This window comes from Desulfosporosinus sp. HMP52, from assembly GCF_000765145.1.
In the GTDB taxonomy this organism is placed as follows: domain Bacteria; phylum Bacillota; class Desulfitobacteriia; order Desulfitobacteriales; family Desulfitobacteriaceae; genus Desulfosporosinus.
Genome location: NZ_JMGA01000029.1, coordinates 76873 through 94473 on the forward strand (window position 1 = coordinate 76873; position 17601 = coordinate 94473).

At 40.8% G+C, this 17601-nt stretch carries 12 protein-coding genes; 1 reads left to right on the forward strand and 11 read right to left on the reverse strand.

Annotated features, from left to right (window positions below; all coding sequences use genetic code 11):
- Positions 1-134: 134 nt before the first annotated feature.
- The 7 genes from DP73_RS12435 to DP73_RS12465 all read right to left on the reverse strand — a co-directional run bounded on the left by DP73_RS12435 (position 135) and on the right by DP73_RS12465 (position 9803).
- The gene (locus DP73_RS12435) at positions 135-1565 is read right to left on the reverse strand and encodes a sigma-54 dependent transcriptional regulator (RefSeq protein WP_034599879.1); all 1431 of its coding nucleotides are present in this window, start codon (positions 1563-1565) and stop codon (positions 135-137) included.
- 3 nt (positions 1566-1568) lie between these two features.
- Complete coding sequence (locus DP73_RS12440; RefSeq protein WP_034599881.1) at positions 1569-3701, reverse strand: ATP-binding protein; 2133 nt, start codon at positions 3699-3701, stop codon at positions 1569-1571.
- Entirely contained in the window at positions 3698-4645 is a 948-nt protein-coding gene (locus DP73_RS12445) for an ABC transporter substrate-binding protein (protein ID WP_242865751.1), read from the reverse strand. The genes DP73_RS12440 and DP73_RS12445 overlap by 4 nt, the downstream gene beginning before the upstream one ends.
- Before the next feature lie 549 nt (positions 4646-5194).
- Positions 5195-6703, reverse strand: a complete 1509-nt coding sequence (locus tag DP73_RS12450) for an ABC transporter ATP-binding protein (protein ID WP_034599885.1) — start codon at positions 6701-6703, stop codon at positions 5195-5197.
- Positions 6704-6715: 12 nt separating this feature from the next.
- Complete coding sequence (locus DP73_RS12455; RefSeq protein ID WP_034599887.1) at positions 6716-7735, reverse strand: BMP family protein; 1020 nt, start codon at positions 7733-7735, stop codon at positions 6716-6718.
- Positions 7736-7764: 29 nt separating this feature from the next.
- Entirely contained in the window at positions 7765-8700 is a 936-nt protein-coding gene (locus tag DP73_RS12460; RefSeq protein WP_034599889.1) for an ABC transporter permease, read from the reverse strand.
- Positions 8685-9803: an ABC transporter permease gene (locus tag DP73_RS12465; RefSeq protein WP_034599891.1), complete on the reverse strand. Its 1119-nt coding sequence runs from the start codon at positions 9801-9803 to the stop codon at positions 8685-8687. Before DP73_RS12465 ends, DP73_RS12460 begins: the two co-directional genes overlap by 16 nt.
- Positions 9804-10445: 642 nt before the next feature.
- Between DP73_RS12465 and DP73_RS12470 the strand changes: the two genes are divergently transcribed.
- Positions 10446-12671 (forward strand): acetyl-CoA hydrolase/transferase C-terminal domain-containing protein, encoded by a 2226-nt coding sequence (locus tag DP73_RS12470; RefSeq protein ID WP_034599893.1) that lies wholly within the window; start codon positions 10446-10448, stop codon positions 12669-12671.
- 107 nt (positions 12672-12778) lie between these two features.
- On the opposite strand, the gene DP73_RS12475 is transcribed toward DP73_RS12470, so the two are convergent.
- From DP73_RS12475 to DP73_RS12490, 4 genes are all read right to left on the reverse strand, one after another.
- Positions 12779-13711, reverse strand: coding sequence for an ABC transporter permease (locus DP73_RS12475; RefSeq protein ID WP_034599894.1), 933 nt, complete (start codon positions 13709-13711; stop codon positions 12779-12781).
- Entirely contained in the window at positions 13708-14793 is a 1086-nt protein-coding gene (locus DP73_RS12480; protein ID WP_034599896.1) for an ABC transporter permease, read from the reverse strand. Before DP73_RS12480 ends, DP73_RS12475 begins: the two co-directional genes overlap by 4 nt.
- A complete protein-coding gene (locus tag DP73_RS12485; protein WP_034599897.1) occupies positions 14774-16321 on the reverse strand; it encodes an ABC transporter ATP-binding protein in 1548 nt (515 codons plus the stop codon). The genes DP73_RS12480 and DP73_RS12485 overlap by 20 nt, the downstream gene beginning before the upstream one ends.
- 139 nt (positions 16322-16460) lie before the next feature.
- Complete coding sequence (locus tag DP73_RS12490) at positions 16461-17579, reverse strand: BMP family ABC transporter substrate-binding protein (protein ID WP_034599900.1); 1119 nt, start codon at positions 17577-17579, stop codon at positions 16461-16463.
- Positions 17580-17601: the final 22 nt, after the last annotated feature.

The following is a 17601-nucleotide window of genomic DNA, read 5'->3' on the forward strand; positions in this document are numbered from 1 at the left end:
GTTATAAGCAGAAATATTCCATATTCCTATCAATAGGATTGCCATCTAAAGATTATTTACTAACATTACCTATCGCCTAAACATGACATAGTGTCACGGTGACACATTGTCACGGAAGAAACCGTGACAATGTGTCACTGCATAATGTCGTCGTTACCATAGGATTCGATTTTACGGTATAGATTTCTGACACTGATACCAAGAAGCTTAGCTGCTTGCGCTCTATTACCCTCTACTAACTTGAGGGTAGAAAGAATATATAGTCTTTCTACCTCTTCAAGATTGGGGTAACTATGTTTTTGAATATGTGATAAACATTGCACAAATTCTGATTCACATACTTGTTCCTGCTCACTCGGGGCTCTTTCTTGAAGAGTACCTTTGTATTTCTCCGGCCATATATCTTGTGGATAAATAACGCTACCAGAGGCTAGAATCTGACCGCGTTTTATTAAATGTGCGAGTTCGCGAATATTACCGGGGAAGTCATAATCTAACAGCATTTCTTTAGATTTCTCGGATAATACATAAACAGCTTCGAAACCATCTCCCTGACTTACTGTGGATGTCTTTAGAAAATAATCCGCAAGAAGAAGTATATCACTCTTACGTTGGCGAAGAGTAGGTACATCTAAAGAGATAGAGTTTAAGCGATAAAACAAATCCTGACGAAACCTTTCTTGATTCATTTCATTTTGCAAATCCCGGTTAGTGGCTGCAACAATCCGCACATCAACTTGGCGCAGTCGATTATCTCCCACACGCCTAAATTCCCCGGTTTCCAAAAAGCGCAAAAGCTTAACCTGGATAGATAATGGCATTTCTCCGATTTCATCTAAAAATAGAGTTCCTTGATCAGCCATTTCGACAAGACCTATTTTTTTACTTCCAGCTCCGGTAAATGCACCTTTTTCATGGCCAAAAAGTTCACTTTCAATGAGAGTTTCGGGAATTGCACCACAGTTTATTGGGATAAAAGCATGGTCAGCACGATTACTCCAAAGATGAACTGCACGAGCGATAAGTTCCTTGCCACTCCCACTTTCTCCCCTAATAAGAACAGATTCATCACTCTGGGCTACTTTCCTCGTAATCGCTAAAAGTTCTTTTATTAAAGGGCTTTCTCCTATGATCTCTATCCCCGGGGTTTGACGATTGAGGACTTCTCGCAGGCCTTTGTTTTCAACAAGCAATTTTCGTTGGTCACCGGCTTTTTGAAGGGATATTTCCAGTTCTGCTAAATTACAAGGTTTTGTCAGATAATCAAAGGCACCTAACTTCATCGCCTCAATGGCAGATTCTATGGTTCCATGTCCGGTTAGCATAATGATTTGCACATCCGGCTGCTGGACTTTGATTTGTTCCAAAAAATCAAGTCCATTGCCATCAGGCAGCTTTAAGTCTAGAAGAACCCCGTCGAAAAGATTTTCCTTACAAAGGTCTAAGCCCCCTTGAATTGTTCCTGCTTCGAAGACCTCATACCCTTTTCGTCTTAATCGTTTGCTAATGACGGAGCGCAACTCTGCTTCATCGTCAAGGATCAGTATTCGATGTTTGTATATCAATGTTTAACCACCTTTATAAGCAGGCAAAGTAATACTTACAGTAGTCCCTTTACCTTCAGTACTTTCTATAATTAAACGTCCATTCATTCGCTGTATAATTCCATAACTAACGAACAAGCCCAGACCCGTCCCTTGACCCACCGGTTTGGTAGTAAAAAAGGGATTAAAGACATTTTTTAATTGACTTTGAGGGATACCCTGACCATTGTCTTTTACAATAAAGTGAATACTGTCATCAATGCGACAACTCTCTATTTCGACTTGGGAATTAGTTGGTGAAGCGTCCAGAGCATTTGATAAAATATTCAAGACCACTTGTTGCCATTCATTTTCATTACCTGCAATATACAAGCCAGGGTTCAGCTGCCTTTTAAGAGTTATAAATTTTTGCTTTGTTTTATATTCTAAAAGTTTGATCACCTGGGAACTTACGGCTCCAATATCCATCATGCTAAAGGAATGCTGTCGCTTGCGTGAAAATTGCAGGAGTCCATCTGTAATCTGCTTACAGCGAACAATTTGCTCTGACGTAATTCTTAAGCTCTCTTTGATTTCGTCAATATCTACTTTATTCGGTTCTTCATTTAAGCAATCCAGCAGTTCCTCACTATAGGCTGATACTATCGCTAATGGGTTATTAATTTCGTGAGCAATTCCTGATGCTAAAAGCCCTAGTGACGCCATTTTATCCGTCTCAATAACTCTGGACTCCATTTCAACCTGTTGTGTGACGTCTTCTAGTATAACTAGGTATACTGCTCCTTCACTATTCTCACTTGGGATTTGATAGTGTAATTGCCTAAGATATTTCCGTTCTCCGTCAAGAACGAAGGAGTTTACTCGTCCACTTTGGAGAAATGAACAATCAAAGTCTTCTTCACTTTGAACAATGTCTTCACAGGAAAGATTAAAATAATTAATCTCACCGAACCATTCAGCAAAGGTTGGGTTCCACCATATAATTTGTTTGTGGACATTTAACAAAACCATTCCTGCCCCAATGCCATCAACGACTGTTCGTAAAAGTTCCTTCTCCGCTTTAATGTTCTGATTCTTTTCATCTAACATGGCCATAAGTTGCTTAAACGAGTAGGCTAGTCTACCAATTTCATCTTGAGATGAATAGGAAATATCTGCTTGTAGGTCCCCCGTTACCTTAATCTTTTTGACTTGGGTCTCAAGGTCTTCTATGGGCTGTACAAGCTTTAATCCAAAAACAATACTTAGTATCGTCACCACCGCAATGGTTAGGAATAAAACTCCCCCCAAATTCCTGGCAAGTTCATAAATCGGCTCGTATGCTTCTTTAACAGGCTGCTCGATAAAGACTCCCCAATTAGGTTTATCCACCCGGGCAAACGATCCTATGACTTTCTCTCCTTGATCTCCTGAGTACTCACTAGGAGGCTTCTCGCCAGTCAAAAAACTATTGACTGCAGGATTTTCCCTGATATCCTCTTGGCTCAGAACCCTGCTAAAATCCGTATGACCAATTAAGGAACCCTCTTCATCGACAAAAAAGACATATCCCTTATGCCCTATACGAGTATCTATATATTGATTAATCATTAGTTTTAAGTCAGCCTTAGCTTGAAGATATCCCAGGTGTTCACGAGTTTGCGTATCCTTTATTCCTAATGTGATAAAAAATTGCGGTCGTTGATCTTTAGAGAAGAAAACATCACTTACAGTGTAATGTTCAGGCATTGTTTCCGGCCCTACGTAGTCAACGTTTGAAACAATACCATCTACTATAACTTCCCTCCGAGAAACTTGAACTATGGTATTTAAATTTTTATCTAAAATCTTAATGTCTTCTAAATAGGGTTCTTGACGCAATACAATATTTAGAATTCCCTCTTGTTCTTTATCCTTTCCTTTAATCAGGACAGTGGAGTTTACATCGGTAAGATTAGCTAAACTCTCGACAATATTTGTAATTGAAACTTGGAGCTTTGTGGCTATGACCATAGACTTTTGTATGTTTTGTTCTCTAATACTATCTTTAAATTTGTATCTTACTGTATTAAACGTAGTCAAGGAAATAAACACCATGGGGATGATTGACATTAAAATCCCAAAAACTAAAACTCTCGTTTTAATACGCTGATTCCAAGGCGTCTTTCCCGCTTTCACTGATAGCCTCCTTGTCCGATAACTTTATCCGCAAAATATATATATGCTTCTTCAAGAGAAATCCCTAATTTTTGCGCAACTTCCAGGTTAACCGTAAAACTTAATTTTTCTGCTGTTTCAACAGGGATAGACTTAGGAGAATACCCCATTATGATTTTGTGTACCATATGTGCGGTTTGAGCACCTTGATTGTAATAAGACGTCCCGTAAGAAGCAATGCACCCTTTTTCTGCATCACTAGGGTAAACTCCAAATACCGGTACGCCCTTTATTAACCCATAACTTGCTATCGCCTTTGTATGGGTTTCCAAAAACAATCCCGGCATAATAAGGATAGCTTGGCTTGTCTTGCTAATTTCGTTAACGATTCTAGGAATATCTTGTTCTATTGAAATATCATACATTTTATAACTAATATTTAACTCCCGAGCAGTCTGGGCAAGGCCCTGTTGAGAATCTTGAAATAAATTTGTACGCCTATCTCCTAGAACCGCAACCTCTTCAACATGAGGTATTAACCGTTTAAGCAGATCAAGCCTTTTAGCAATAAGCTCATAATGATAGTTATTAAGTCCAGTAACATTTGTCCCCGGGATTACCTCGCTTTCTACTAAACCAATTGCTATAGGTGAAAGTGCTCCCATGAAAATTATCGGCGGGGGATTGTTAAGCTTAGCTACCGTTTTTGACAGAGATCGTGTCTCTCCCTCTCCAGAAGCAACTAGTACATCAAATTTCTGGGATACTAATTTCTCAGCAAGTTGATCCATTTCTGCGTAGTCATTTGGTGCCGTCATTACCTCGTAAACAACATCTTTTCCCTCTTGATAATTTAAGTTACTGAGTTCGTCCCTAAGCCCCTCAAACTTCTCCAATCTATCCTCATTCTGAGATAGAACACCAATTCTAACAACTTTCTCTTCAGCAATTGATACTTTACTCATATAAAAACCCGCTCCGACCAAGTACAATATATAAATAAAATAAATAACACGTCCCATATTCCAAGGCCTCATCTCAGTTTAAATATTATCTTTGATTAAACCTAATAGTTTAAATCTTCCTTCATTGTACCAGAGGTAGGAAAATATAGCACCACAGACTTATATGTTAAATATTTCAATATTAATCAAAGAAACTTAACAAATTTCTTGAAATTATTCCTTATAAACAAAGAGATACACATGATATAGTGGATTAAGAATGCATGACTTATCTTGCGATCTTAGGATAATTGACTTTTATTGAAATTCTAACCATTTTCAAAGAGACTGTTTCAAGTTTCTCCTATTAAGAAAATTCCTACCCATAAGTTTTACCTTATCCTTTTTAAAAATGAAAAAAGAAGGAAAGTTTAAACGACTAACTTCCTTCTTTTTTCTCACTATACATTCCCGCATTGAAAGCAGCTCCCTTAGAGGCCCAATAAACACTCTAAGGGAGCTAACTTCAACCTGCTTCTTTCGTAAAAAATCCTAGTAGAACTGAGAGTCCTAGGCAATACCAGCCATCAGTAGACCCATAGTACGCTCATCGGCTTCCTCAACAGGCATCACCTTCATAATTTTACCTTCGTACAATACTGCAATGTTATCACAAATACTAGTCAATTCCTCAAGATCCTCAGAAATCAACAAGATTCCAACACCATTGCTTCGAGCCTCTAAGAGTTTGCTGTGTAAGTATTCAGTTGCCCCAATATCCAACCCTCTTGTGGGATAAGCAGCTACTAAGGCAACTGGGTTCCGGGTTATTTCCCTAGCTAGTACTACCCGTTGGATATTACCTCCAGATAGTCTTGCTGTAGGGGTTTCTAAGTCCGGTGTTTTTATGCCGTATTTTTCCACTTGAGAAGAACTATGAGACATAATTTTTCGGTTTTGAAGTAGTGAATACTTGGCAAAAGGCAACCGGTGATGATCCTTTAGAATAAGGTTTTCCCAAATGCTAAAGGACGGAATGGTGCCAACATGAATTCTATCCTCCGGGATATAGCCAAGACCTTGTTCTATGATTTCAGCTGGCGACATATTAGTGCTGTCTTTACCATTCAGAGAAATATTGCCTGAACTAAGTTTCCTTAAACCTGCAATCACTTCTGCAAGCTCTTTTTGTCCATTTCCAGAGACTCCGGCTATTCCCAATATTTCGTTTTCTCTTATCTGAAGAGATACTCCTGCCAAAGCCTCAGATCCCTTATCTCCTTTTGCATGAACCTGCTGAAGCTCTAAGACAATCTTGCCCGGTGAATAGTTACCTTCTCTTCTACAGGGAGCCATTTCTCTCCCTACCATCAACTTGGCTAACTCTTCTTGAGTGGTTTCTTGAGTTTTGACATTTGCGCATACTACCCCATCTCTCAATACAGTAACTCTGTCACTTATTGCCATAACCTCATTAAGTTTATGACTTATCAAGATTATTGAGTTTCCCTGTTGAGCCATGTTCTTTAGCAGAAGGATCAATTCATTGGATTCTTGGGGTGTAAGTACCGCAGTGGGCTCATCAAGAATTAACAGGTTTGCTCCCCGGTAAAGTGCTTTAATAATCTCTACACGCTGTTGTTCCCCTACACTTAACTGCCAGACATAGGCTTCAGGATTAATTGCTAAACCATAAGTATCAGTAATCTCTTTAATTCTTTTGGCAGCTGTTTTTAAATCCACAAAGAATTTTTTAGATAACCCTAGAATTACATTTTCACATACGGTTAGAGTGGGAACCAACATAAAATGTTGATGCACCATGCCGATCCCCAGCTCGATAGCCTCACTTGGGGAATTAATCCTGACTTGTTTACCGTTAAGCAAAATCTCACCAGCGTCAGGTTGATAAAGACCGTAGAGGATATTCATCAGAGTGGTTTTCCCTGCTCCGTTTTCACCAAGAATGGCCAGTACCTCACCCGCTTCTAATTGGATATTGACCCTATTGTTACTTAGAACTCCAGGAAAACGCTTAGTGATTCCAGACATCTCTAATTGTTTAATCTTTTCAACCATTCAATTCACCCATTATTTCTTAGGTAGTTCCACCTTTAGTTTTCCGCTAATGATCTCTTGTTTAGCCGTTTCTACAGCAGCTTTTACTTCAGCTGGAACTTTATCAGCTAATTTTTCGTTATACTTAAACTCAATAGTTCCATCAGCTAAGGTCAGTGTCAAGTGTTGTCCACCCAGTGTACCTTGCTTTCTCAGGTCAATTATTTTGTTCACTACCTTTTCCCAATGATAAACTTGAGAAGCTAATACGTGGTCAGGAGCAATACTGCTTTGATCCATGTCAGTCGAAAGCCAATAGTTTCCTTTTGTTTCACCAATAGCTCTGACAGCTCCTACAGCTTGCTGTGAAGACCCGGTAATAATATCTGCACCGGCACTCATCTGAGTCTTGGCGAGATTGCCGGCTCCCACGATGTCATTGAACGAGCCTGTATAGGCTATTCGGGTTTGAACATCAGCTTTGCCCTTAGCAACTCCTTGCTGAACACCATAATTATACTTAACAGCATCTCCAGACTCTACTGGCCCAACGATTCCTACAACTCCGGATTTAGTCATTTTTGCTGCTAATATTCCTAAGAGGTAGCCTCCTTCTTGCGCTTGGGGATCATAGGCAAAAATATTCGGTTGAGTCGCAAAACCGGTTCCATAAGCAAAGGTTGTTTTCGGGAAGTCCTTAGCTATATCGTTTAAAACACTTTGGTACTGAGAACCATGAGCAAAAATAATTTCGTACCCCTGAGTTGCATACTGACGGATAGCTGCCCCTGCATCCACAGCATTACCGAGTTTTTCACTGATTGCAACTTCTACTTTGTCTTCACCCATACTTTTCTGTACAGCTTTTAAACCCTCCACCATAGATTGGCCCCAAGCCATATCATCAACAGTAGCCGGTAGTACAAGAGCAATACGGATTTTTTCTCCATCGGTTTTTTGGGGAGCTGTTTCAGCAGCTGGCTTGGCAGCACAACCTGTAAAGGCTAACATAGTAAGTGCAGCCAAAATAAGAGACAATACCTTCTTTTTCAATCGTTTCTCCTCCTTCAATTTTATTATGATCAACCTCTGGTTCCGCGCTCGAAGGGCTTACCAAGTGCAGCAGGAGCCCAGACGCGTCCATAGGAGATTGCTAGGGCAATTATGGTTACCATATAAGGCAGAATAACTGCCAGCTCGTAGGGGAAATTGATTCCCAGAACTTGAACCATACTTTGGAAAGAATCAGCCATACTAAACAAAAGAGAACCAAGCAGAATACCCCAAGGGCTCCAGCGTCCAAAATATACAAGAGCTATGGCTATAAAACCTCTGCCTGCAGTAATATTGTCTGCATACATATTAGCTTGACCTATTGTTAAGAAGGCTCCAGCCAGCGCAGCCAGCATACCGCCAACTATCAAACACTGATATCTGATTTTTACGACACTCACGCCTAAAGTATCTGCAGCCTCCGGTTTATTGCCTACTGCACGAATGTTTAAGCCCCAACTCGTCTTATAGAGTACTATTCCAGACAATGGTACGAGGAGAAAAGCGGTATACACCAGGACATTATGATTAAAGAGAACTTGCCCAATCAGAGGTATATCACTCAACATAGGGATTGCTATAGGCTTTAGTCCATCAATGGAAGTTACCCCTCCTACATAGAGACGAAAAAGCAAACCTGATAGCCCCCAGCCAAACATATACAACCCAATTCCACTTATTCCTTGTTCAGCCTTAAAAGTAACGCTGACAAAGGCCATTATTAATCCCATCAGTGCGCCAATGGCTAAACTTACGATGATTCCGAGTAGAGGACTGCCTTGTTGGAGCGTCGCAAAAAAACCTGCGAAAGCTCCCATCATCATAATACCTTCCACCCCGAGATTATAAACTCCCGACCGTTGAACAAACATTTCACCTAGGGCTGCTAAAAGAAAAGGGGTTGCCAAGCGGACTCCGGTGGCTAGTATAATTATAAAAATATCAATACTCATGAATCCTTCCATTTACTTCCCACCTCCCCTATCCACTTTTGTCCCAAAAGTTTAGCTTTAAATTTAACGATAGAATCTGGGTTTCTCAAGAAGTAATCACTCGAAACAACAAACAAGACAACCAATCCTTGAATGACCATAATCATAGCGGCAGGAATATTGACAGCCCTTTGCATCATATCCGCGCCTACAAGCAAAGCCCCAAACAATATCGAAGCTGGGATAGTACCTAATGGGTGCAGGCGACCGAAAAGTGCAGCAACAATTCCGCTAAATCCATACCCTGCAGAGAGACCTTCTAGAGAACGATGATGTACACCTGTTACTTCTACAACTCCGGCAAGGCCTGCCATTCCTCCAGCCATGGCCATAGCCAAAACTAAGTACCATTCTACTTTTATGCCAGCATACCTGGCAGCTTCAGCTCCAGCGCCAACCGCACGCAATCGATATCCACGGCTTGTTTTCCACAAAAAAACATATACAAGCACCGCCAAAACTAGGGCGAAAATAAGTCCAGTATGAATTCTAGTTCCCGGTACAAGTCGGCTAAGCCAGATTTGCTCAGGAATTAATGCTGTCTGTGGTACACCTGTACCGTAGGAAACCTCTTTTGGATCAATCAATGGCCCCCTTATAAGAAACAGATATAACTGTAACGCAATTTGGTTAAGCATTACAGTACTTAGTATCTCATTGACAGATAGACGAGCTTTAAGCCAACCGGCAATACCACCCCATATTGCACCACACGCTCCGCCTGCCACAAATACTACAGGGAGCAGAATCATTGCAGGTACATTAGACAAAGAAGTCCCGACCGCCGTTGCTCCAATGGCCCCTGCCAAAATTTGACCCTCAGCTCCAATATTGATAATCCCACTGCGAAAGGAAATCACAATACCTAATCCCACTAATAGCAGCGGAACTGTCCTTACTAAAGTTTCAGTTATCCCAAATTTATCACCAAGCGGCCCTGAAAACATTACTCCATAGGCCTTTATAGGGTCTGACTTAGCTAAGATAAGAAATAAGGCACCTACTAAGAGTGCTCCAAATAAGGCTAATAGTAGGACAACAATTTGTTTAAAGACCCCATTGTGTTTTGAACTCAACGATATGCAACTCCATCCTGTCAGGAAATTGTAAGGCTCTTTTAAATTTACTACCCTTCGTTTAGCGATGACCATCTAATGAGAACAAATTCACCTCCACCTGCAAAGAACTAGTCAGAGAGATGAATATTGAAGTTTACCATCTACTCGGACTAAAATACTCATCAACTATGGTACACCCCAATAACATAAGGAATTCTGATAGAACCAAAAAAAGCTTCATAGAGATAAACCTCTATGGAGCTTTTATTCTAATGATTACCAATTATATTATTTACTTAACAAAATTGCAATAATTTCTTACTATGCCTAAATTTATCCTTACCCATTCAATCAAGGTAAATCATACAATATTATAAGTAATCTAAAATATATAAAATTTATGGACAATTTAGATTATTGTTATTACATTTATGGGCTGTATATGATAGAATTTACCTGAATGAATTATCATTCAGGTAAATTCCTTTTTTTGGTGTTATTAATTTGGAAGAACGCTCTAACCTTCATGGACTAATTAAGATTGGAGGGGAAATCAGTTTTTGAATAGTCTTAATTTATAAAATGTTCATAATGAAATAGCAATAGTCTGGAGCTGCTCTCATTTTCTGTAATTTGTTGAAATGGTAGGTGAACTATTCAATGAAAGAAAACTCGGGAATGATCTATGACGATGTTGAAAAGTGTGTCGATGAAGTTATTAACTACGTCGGCAAGGATATAACCTTTTCTATGACCCTAGCCTTAGGAAAGCCGGTACGCTTTATTAATGAACTATACAAGCGTGCCAAAAAAGACCCTGAGTTAAAACTCAAAATTATCACTGCTCTTTCTCTTGAGATTCCTAAGGGCAGTTCAGAACTTGAAAAGCGCTTAATGCAACCAATAATGGACAAGGTTTTTGCAGGAGTCCCTGAGTTTGAGTATATGAAGGATTTTCGCGCTGGAACCTTGCCAAAAAATGTCGAAATATTCGAATTTTACTCTAAGGCTGGCAGCTACATAAATAATCCTGTTGCACAGCAACGTCATTTATCCTCTCATTATACACACGTGGTTCGAGATGCTTTAGCTCTTGGCACAAATGTTTTCGGGGAACTAATATCCTACAGAGAAATTAATGGTAAGACTATGTATTCTATGGCCTGTAACCCGGACATTTGCCTTGAAACTGTTCGTAAAATGAGGGAACTGCGAGCCAACGGTCATAAATTAGTGATCATTGGAGAAGCCAATAAAAAGCTGCCATTCATGTATGGCGATGCAGTTGTTGAGGCAGATGCCTATGATATTATTCTTCAAGGTCCAAATTTCGATTATGAGCTTTTCTGCCCTCCCAAGGATTCTGTTGCCCTCAGTGATCATATGATTGGGATTAATGTCAGCCCTTTGATCAAAGATGGCGGTACTATCCAGGTAGGAATTGGTGCTCTCGGGGATGCAATTGTTTCAGGACTTATTTTGCGTAACGAACATAATGCTATCTACCAAGAAATCTTGGAGAAAGCTGGTATAAAAAGACGATATGAAAAGTTAATAGCTGACTGGGGTGATATCGGTACCTTTGAAAAGGGCCTCTATGGCTCGTCAGAGATGTTTGTTGATGCCTTTATGCAAATGTACAAAAAAAGGATTTTAAAACGTAAAGTCTACGAAAGTATTCCCCTTATGAAACTTATCAATGAGGGCAAACTAGATCCCGATTCCATTCCTCTTGACATTATAGACCAACTCATTGAAATCAAGGCAATTCATAAGAAAATTAAAGCCAAAGACTTTGAGTTTCTTACAGAATTCGGAATCCTTAAACAGGGCCTCACCTATGATCACTATACAATTATTGATGAGAACATCAAATATTCGGCAGATATGAATGAGGAAAAAAATCGATTAGAGATTCGAAAACTACTAGGCAAAAAACTGCTCAAAGGCACAGTAATTATGGGAGCCTTCTTTTTAGGACCTAAAGCCTTTTATAAAGACCTCAACAACATGAGCGAAGAGGAAAGACAGCTCTTTGCAATGTCCGCTGTTGAAAAAGTCAACCAGCTTTATGGGGGAGAAGAACTTCGTACTCTACAACGTAAAGATGCACGCTTTATAAATACTGGGATGGTGGCTAGTGTTTTTGGAGCAATTGCCTCTGATCAACTGGAAAATGGGCAAGTTGTTAGCGGAATTGGCGGGCAGTACAATTTTGTAGCAATGGGTCACGTCTTACCAAAAGCGCGGGTCATAATTATGATAAAAAGCACAAAAGGATCTGGCAAAAACCTTAAGTCAAATATTGTCTTTAATTATGGCCATTGTTCAATACCCAAACATATGAGAGATATCGTAGTTACAGAGTATGGGATCGCTGACCTTCGCAGTAAGCCAGAAAGCGAAGTTATTGCTGAAATGATTAACATAGCTGATTCAAGATTTCAGAACAAGTTACTTGAAAAAGCAAAGAAGGCGGGAAAACTCCCCCATGATTATGAAATACCTGCAGAATACAGAAATAATACTCCGCAAAAAATACAAGCTTTGCTAAAACCTTATCAAGCTCAAGGCCTCTTTCCTCAGTTCCCATTTGGCACGGAGTTATCGGCCCTTGATATCAAGCTAGCGGGAGCGATGAAAGGCATGAAGGCACTAGCAAAAGGTAATATATTTAAATTGGTTAAGGGAATCCTTAAGGAATTGCTTAAACCCATTCCTAATTCAGCTCAACCCTACATTGATAGAATGAATCTAGCCCGCCCTGTTTCCATCAGCGAAAGATTCATGAGAAAAATGGTCGTCTTTGCCCTAAGAAATGCTAATGTACTTCAATCTTCTGAACAGCATCCCGTTTCAATGTCGAACCGGGTAGAAGCAAAATAGCCAAGATCCAAACAACAGCAAAAAACACGTCTATGAGAAAGCTATCAAATCTATCCTCATAGGCGTGTTTCTGTTGTTGAACCTTCTGTTAATCTAGCATAGTATGATTACCGTTCCTCTCGGTCATAGGATAAACCTAATGCTCCGGGAGCAGTCAATCGTCCTTTTTGGCGAGCAACCACAAAGACTAGGATTAAGACTGTAAATAGATAGGGCAGCATTTTCAAAAAGAAAGGTGACATTTGAATACCTAAGACTTGTAACCGGAACCCTAGGGCATCGATTCCGCCAAACAGATAAGCACCCATGAGAGCTCTCCAAGGATTCCATAACGCAAATATTACAAGAGCTACTGCGATCCATCCTCTTCCCGCTGTCATGTTTTCCAGCCAACTAGGGGCATACGCCAGGGATAAGTATGCACCACCGATTCCACCTAAGGCACCACCAACAACAACATAGATATATCTTAGATAAAAGACATTTAAACCCAGAGCGTCCATAGCAGCAGGATTTTCTCCCAGTGCTCTGAGATTTAAGCCCGGTCGAGTATGAAACATAAAATACCAGATTGCAACAACCAAAATATAACTAATGTACACTAACGCATCATGTTGGAATAAAATCGGCCCAATAAAAGGTATATCCCCTAATGGACCTAAAGGGATAACCTCAAAGGGCTTAGGTACCGGAATACCAATATACTCCTTCCCCAAATACCCGCTGAGTCCAGTCCCGAAAATTGTTAAAGCTAAACCGCTAACGACTTGATTAGCTCTAAGGGTTATAGTAAGGAAGGCATGAATTAAAGCTAAAGCTCCACCGGCCAGCATGGATGCTAACAAACCATACCAAGGATTACCTGAGGTTACTGCCATCATAAAACCTGACACTGCACCGACAAGCATAATGCCTTCAACTCCAAGGTTGATGATTCCAGCCCGTTCAGTAATAAGTTCACCCAGTGCAGCATAGAGAATTGGCGTACCAGCAATCACTGAAGCTGCCAATAAAGGGATCAAGAATTCTTGAATGCTCACTTGCTTAATTCCTCTCCTTTCTGGCGAATCAGTTTTAACCGATAATTCGTAAATATTTCGCCTCCAAGGACAAAGAAGAGTATCGCCCCTTGCAGCATTGTAGCTACGGCAGCTGGAATACCTTCCACTTGGACTGCATATCCTCCTACCTGTAACGCCCCAAACAATACTGAGACTATTAGAATTGCTACTGGGTTAAGCTTACTTAACCAGGCCACAATAATAGCTGTATAGCCATATCCTGGACTGATTCCATGTTGAAGCTTGCCAATAATACCACTAACCTCAGCCATACCTGCTATCCCTGAAATTGCCCCGCTAAGAAACATTACCAGTAATATGTTACGTTTAATGTTCATCCCTGCGTACCGGGCTGCCCGTTCACTTGAGCCAATAACATTAATGCTATATCCCCAGCGAGAATACTTAAAAACAATAGCTAAGAGAACTGCCAAGACCAAAGCAAAAAACAAACCAGCGTGGATACGAGAATCACCCAAACCAGGCAACCTGGCTGCTTCAGAAAAGGATGCAGAGATAGGGAAATTTGATCCATTGGGATCCTTCCAAGGACCATATACTAAATAATCCACCCAAAGAATTGCTACGTAATTTAACATTAACGTTGTAATGATCTCATTAACCTTCCATATAGCTCTCGGGATAGCCGTTAAAAGTGCCCAAAGTCCACCAGCAATCATGCCAAGAATTAGCATTCCCGGAAGCATGATGTAGGCTGGAAGAGAGGGTATAGTCAAAGGCAGCCAAGAGGCAGCCATGGCACCCATATAAAGCTGTCCTTCGGCGCCAATGTTCCATAACTTCATTTTAAAAGCCAGTGAAACACCTAAGGAGGTCAACATTAGAGGAATGGCCTTAACCATTGTTTCTGTAAGTCCATATTTCGATCCTAAACTGTCTACAAACATTAGAGAGTACACGTCCAGAGGTTTTTCCCCGGTTAAAACTAAGAAGATCCCCCCTAATAACAGAGCCAGCAGCACGGATATTAAAGGGATGATAAAAACCATTACCGGCGATGGAGTTAAGCGTTTCTCTAGTTTAAGTGTGAGCCGGTTCATTCTCATTCACCCTTTCTCTCGCGGAGCAGGAACCTGTCATCAAAAGCCCTACCTCTTCCAAGTCGGCTTGTTCAACGGGAAAATCTCCTGTTAACTTACCGTCAAATACTACCCCAACCCGGTCTGCTAATTTGAATATTTCGTCCAGGTCCTCTGATATAAGTAGGATCGCTGTCTTACGTTTCTTTAATTCTAATAATAGTTTGTGAACCGATTCTGTTGCACCAATATCTAATCCTCTCGCCGGATAGATTACTACCATCAGTTTAGGGGAACTGGATATTTCTCGAGCCAGCAAAAGTTTCTGCAGGTTTCCACCTGACAGTACTTTTACAGGCTGGTGCAAGCTAGAAATCTTAACTTGGTACTGATTTACCAAGGTTTCAGCGTTACGCACTACTGCTTGAGATTTCAATAACCACCGCCCAGAGAACTGAGGCTGATGATATTTTTTTAGAATAAGGTTCTCCAAGGCATTTAGATCCGGCACTAATCCCATGCCTAAGCGATCTTCAGGTACATAAGCAACCCCTAGGTCAATGATTGTTCGGGGGGAGAGATTGCTTATATTCCTGTCGTTTAAGAGGATTTTTCCACTCTCCACACGACGCAAGCCAGAAATGACTTCCGCCATTTCCCGTTGTCCATTGCCTGATACACCGGCTAAGCCGAGGATTTCACCTTCGCGTACACAAAGACTCATTTCACGAAGGCAAGGGAGACCCATGTCATTTAAAGCATTCACTTTATCCAGTTCCAGTACGACCCCACCCACGGGAGAAGAGTCTCTATCATACTTTGAGGCCACAGCTCTACCGACCATCAAACGAACCATCTCTTTAGCGTTAATCTGGTCACGTTCTAACACGCCGGCAAACTTTCCCTGTCGCAACACTGTAACTCGATCTGCAATCGCCTCAACTTCATTTAACTTATGAGTTATAAGCACCACTGCACAACCTGCGCTGGCCATCCTGCGCAAATTTCCGAACAACTCATTGGCTTCCTGAGGAGTCAGAACAGCAGTTGGCTCATCAAGTATCAACACTTTAGATCCCCGATAGAGCATGCGAACGATTTCAACTCGCTGTTTTTCTCCAACTGAAAGCTGCCATACCTTAGCATTTAAGTTGATCTCTAACCCATACTTTTTCCCAAGCTCGTTAATTCTGGTTTTAAGTTCCTTATTGGAAAGAAAAAAGGAATTTTCTTTTTCACCTAAGGTAATATTTTCAGCCACAGTAAATGGCTCAACTAGTTTAAAATGCTGATGAACCATACCAATACCACAGGCTATGGCATCCCTAGGAGAGCGAAATTTCTCTTCAGCTCCGTTAACTAAAATTTTGCCGGCATCAGGCTTGTATAACCCGGCTAAGACGGACATTAAAGTGCTTTTCCCCGATCCATTTTCTCCTAATATAGCATGAATTTCTCCAGGGTTAATATCCAGGTCAACATTGTCATTGGCAAGTACTCCTGGGAATTTTTTCACGATTCCCCGTAATTGGATTAGGGATTGGTTCATGTTAGTCCCCCTCAATTCACAAACAATTTCCGGCAATACTCAGAAGAAATCTTTTTAGAGATTATAACTTCAAGGGCACTCACAGTGCCTTGAAGTTATAATCTCATAAGTTACAAGAAGCTATTTTGCCAACCGGATTTTATTTGGGGATTGTCCCGTCTACCCCTTCAACAAACCAGTTAAACGAAAGCATATCTTTGTCAGACATTACTTGGCCCTCGGGAACTTTGACAGCGCCTGATTGATCCTTAACCGGCCCTGAGAAGACATCCCATTTGCCAGATATGATTTTATCTTTAGCATCTGCTACAAGTTTTTTGGTATCATCAGTTACCATCGGGCCATAAGGAGCGATATCAACAAGACCTTCACTCATAGCACCCCAGTATTGATCATTTTTCCAAGTTTTATTAATAACGGATTCGACAGTTTTTACATAGTAAGGACCCCAGTTCCAGACTGCAGAGGTCAAAACTGCTTTAGGTGCCATTTTGGACATATCCATGTTATAGCCAATTCCGTATTTACCTGCTTCCTCTGCAGCTTGCATAGGTCCAGGTGTATCTTGGTGTTGAGCAATAACATCCGCACCATTAGTCAAAAGACTTTTAGCCGCATCTTTTTCCGCAGCAGGATCATACCAGGTATTCGTCCAAACAACTTTGACTTTAGCCTGAGGATTTACTGAACGAACCCCTTGGGTAAAGGCGTTAATGCCGCGAATGACTTCTGGGATCGGCATAGCAGCTACATAACCAATGGTGTTTGTTTTAGTGGTTTTACCAGCTACTATTCCTGTTAGATAACGAGCCTGGTACATACGACCAAAATAGGTTCCAACGTTATCAGCGGTTTTATAACCGGAATTGTGCATAAACGTAACATCAGGGTATTTTTTTGCTACATTAATTGTCGGATCCATATAGCCGAAGCTGGTTGTAAAAATGATTTTGTTACCTTTTTCGGCCAGTTGGGTAATTACACGCTCTGAATCCGCACCTTCAGGAACTGATTCGATAATCGTGGTTTCTACTTGTGGCATTTTTTCAATTAAGTATTTACGGCCTTGGTCGTGAGCGTAGCTCCAACCAGCATCCCCTACCGGTCCAACATAGACAAAAGCTACCTTGATTTTCTCTTTGCCTGCGTCGGCTGGTGCTGGTGCAGCTGTAGGAGTCTTAGCCCCACAGCCAGAAATGACTAAGAGTAATGATACTAATAAGGTGATAAAAATTGCACTTCTTCTCTTGAAATTCATCTCAATGTTTCCTCCTTTTTCT

What these genes read in the sequence shown, in the direction of transcription:
- DP73_RS12445 (WP_242865751.1), bottom strand. Translation starts at nt 4,645, where the DNA reads ATGAGTAAAGTATCAATTGCTGAAGAGAAAGTTGTTAGAATTGGTGTT.
- DP73_RS12450 (WP_034599885.1), bottom strand. Translation starts at nt 6,703, where the DNA reads ATGGTTGAAAAGATTAAACAATTAGAGATGTCTGGAATCACTAAGCGT.
- DP73_RS12460 (WP_034599889.1), bottom strand. Translation starts at nt 8,700, where the DNA reads ATGGAAGGATTCATGAGTATTGATATTTTTATAATTATACTAGCCACC.
- DP73_RS12470 (WP_034599893.1), top strand. Translation starts at nt 10,446, where the DNA reads ATGAAAGAAAACTCGGGAATGATCTATGACGATGTTGAAAAGTGTGTC.
- DP73_RS12480 (WP_034599896.1), bottom strand. Translation starts at nt 14,793, where the DNA reads ATGAACCGGCTCACACTTAAACTAGAGAAACGCTTAACTCCATCGCCG.
- DP73_RS12485 (WP_034599897.1), bottom strand. Translation starts at nt 16,321, where the DNA reads ATGAACCAATCCCTAATCCAATTACGGGGAATCGTGAAAAAATTCCCA.
- DP73_RS12490 (WP_034599900.1), bottom strand. Translation starts at nt 17,579, where the DNA reads ATGAATTTCAAGAGAAGAAGTGCAATTTTTATCACCTTATTAGTATCA.